Origin of the sequence: Thermoflexus sp. (assembly GCF_025055495.1) — a bacterium.
Taxonomy (GTDB): Bacteria; Chloroflexota; Anaerolineae; order Thermoflexales; family Thermoflexaceae; genus Thermoflexus.
In genome coordinates this window covers 1-2,266 of the sequence record NZ_JANWXB010000003.1, presented here as the reverse complement: position 1 = coordinate 2,266, position 2,266 = coordinate 1, and the positions used below count along the sequence as shown (strand labels likewise).

The window sequence follows — 2,266 nt, the reverse complement described above, 5'->3', positions numbered from 1 at the left end:
AGCAGCAAAGCCGTGGTGGCATTGAAACCGCTTTGAGGACACAGGCCTGCGCCCGTCCCGGGAGGGAAAGCAGCAAAGCCGTGGTGGCATTGAAACGAGGGGTGGGAGCAATGGCCGGATCTCCTCAGGGAAGAAAGCAGCAAAGCCGTGGTGGCGTTGAAACGAACTCCCCCGGAAGGAGAGCTCGCCCCTCCTGGAGGAGAAAGCAGCAAAGCCGTAGTGGCATTGAAACCGGGAAACTGGGCTTGGAGCCACCGGCTATCGGGGAGAAAGCAGCAAAACCTGCAAGGACGCGGTAGAGCTGGGATGGCGCTGAGCGGCGAGGGCTGAGGCCGAAGCCCGGTCTGGCGAGCGCAAGATCGCCCCGCCCCTCCAAACGCCCTCTGAAGGCCCGCCCGGGAGCCGCCGCGTTCATCCCAAGCCGCCTCGCACGCCCTTCATTCCCTTCGCCCGGAGCTCAGGCGTGATGCCCAGATGCTCTAAGCTGCGCCCGGTTCCCCGCCGATGGATCGCGCCCCTTCTGGCCGGTCTGCTCCTCGCCTCCCTCCTCCGCCCTCCATCGCCGCCTCCCCCGCCCGCCCTGGCCGTGCGCTCCCTATCCTCCGCCTCGGCAGCCGCCGGCTGCCCCGCCTTCCGCATCGGCCTCGGCGATGACCCCGGCCGCCTGATTGACGGCGACGACCCCGAAGCCCCACCTGTCCTCGCCGCCCTCCGCCCCGACTTGGTCGTCGCCTGGTTCAACGGCTACCGCGACCCCGCCTCCGGGACCGTGCGGGGAGACCTCTTGTATTTCCACCACTGGGCCGCCGCCGGCCGCTTCGCCCAATGGGCCGCCCAGGGCTATGACCTGATGATCATCACCTGGGAGAATTATGATGGCCAGAGCGTTCACTACGGCCCGCCCACCCGCGGCGACTACCACATCTCCTCCCAGTTCGTCCAGGACGTCCGGGCCCTGGCAGCGCTGCTCTCGGCTTATCCGCGGACGGTCTATTTCGTCCTGGCCACGGAGTTCTCCACCTATCCCGCCTGCCGCTACGATCCCGCGTGTGCTGATCCTCTGGCGTATTCCGACCGATACAACGCCACCACCGCGGAATACTATGAGGCCCTCATCCCCCGCCTCATGGAGGCGATGGCTGCCATCCGGAGCGAGATGCCGCAGGCTCAGGTCGGGATCGGCTTCGGGGGCTGGCTGGCCACCTTCGACGTGAACACGCCCGCTGAGCAGGCCGGCCGCAGCCTCATCCGCCTCTTCCACCCCCTGATCGCCCAGTCCGACTGGATCTTCTTCCAGAGCATGATCGGCCGGCTCCCCCACGAGAACGGCGGCCTGGGCAACCCCGACCAGATTCAGATCAACGTGGAGTTCTTCTCAGCCTACGGCAAGCCCATCGGCCTCGCCCACTACAACGCGGGCCTGCCCGGCCATGAGCGGCTGGATGTCATGCGGGACGACCTGCTGCGGATGCGCAACCCAGCGTGGATCCGGGAGATGTGGCGGAAGGGCCTGCGGATGTTCGCCTTCATGGCGTATGGCCCGATGAAATACAATGAAGACGGGATCCGGGACCTGGCCGTGGACTTCATCGGCCGATCCCGGGCGGCGCTCTCTTGCGCCTACCTGCCCCTCCTCCGCCGGTAGCGTTCCGGCGCCCAGAACCGATCCCGGCGGTCAGGACCGAAGGTCGACCGAAAGGGCGGGGAGTCGGGGGCGGACGGCGCCGCTGCCTCGTTCCGTTTCTCATGGGAAGGGATCCGAAGGTGGACAAGGAGGGGAGATGGGACGCCGGATATGCGTGGCGCTGATCGTCGGGATGCTCGGCGCGTGCGCCCTGGAGCCGTCGCCCCCGCCGGAAGCCGAACCCATCGAGCCCCCCACCCCGCCCCCGGCGCGCCTTTCCATCGCCGAGATCCAGGATGTCCCCCGCATGTCGGCCGGGCAGACCGCCATCCTGGGCTCGTATCAAGTGACGGTGCGCGGGGTTCGGATCCAAGGAGGGCGGGTGGAGGTCGACCTCGAGGCGCAGCGGGGCACCCTGGAGGAGATCGAGCGGCAGAAGGGCTTTAACCCGCTTTTCCTTTCGGCGTCTCAGGAAGCAGGCTTCGGCCTCTTGCTGCTGGCGGTCGAGGGCTCCGCCCCAGGCCCCCCGACCCTGTGGGTTGTCCATCCTTCAAATTCAGAGCCCGGTCCGTGCGGGGCCGGCGGGGGCGAGCCGCCGGGTTGGGCGGCGGCCGGCGCCTGCCGGTTTGAGCTCCCGCCGGA

Annotated in this window: 1 protein-coding gene and 1 pseudogene; both read left to right on the top strand. The window is 68.0% G+C overall.

The genetic code is table 11. The annotated features are described in order from the left end of the window. Positions 1-466: 466 nt before the first annotated feature. Positions 467-1,645, top strand: a complete 1,179-nt coding sequence (locus NZM16_RS00070; protein WP_295477633.1) for a hypothetical protein — start codon at positions 467-469, stop codon at positions 1,643-1,645. Between the two features lie 136 nt (positions 1,646-1,781). Next, positions 1,782-2,266, top strand: a pseudogene (locus tag NZM16_RS00065) (hypothetical protein); the annotation flags it as partial.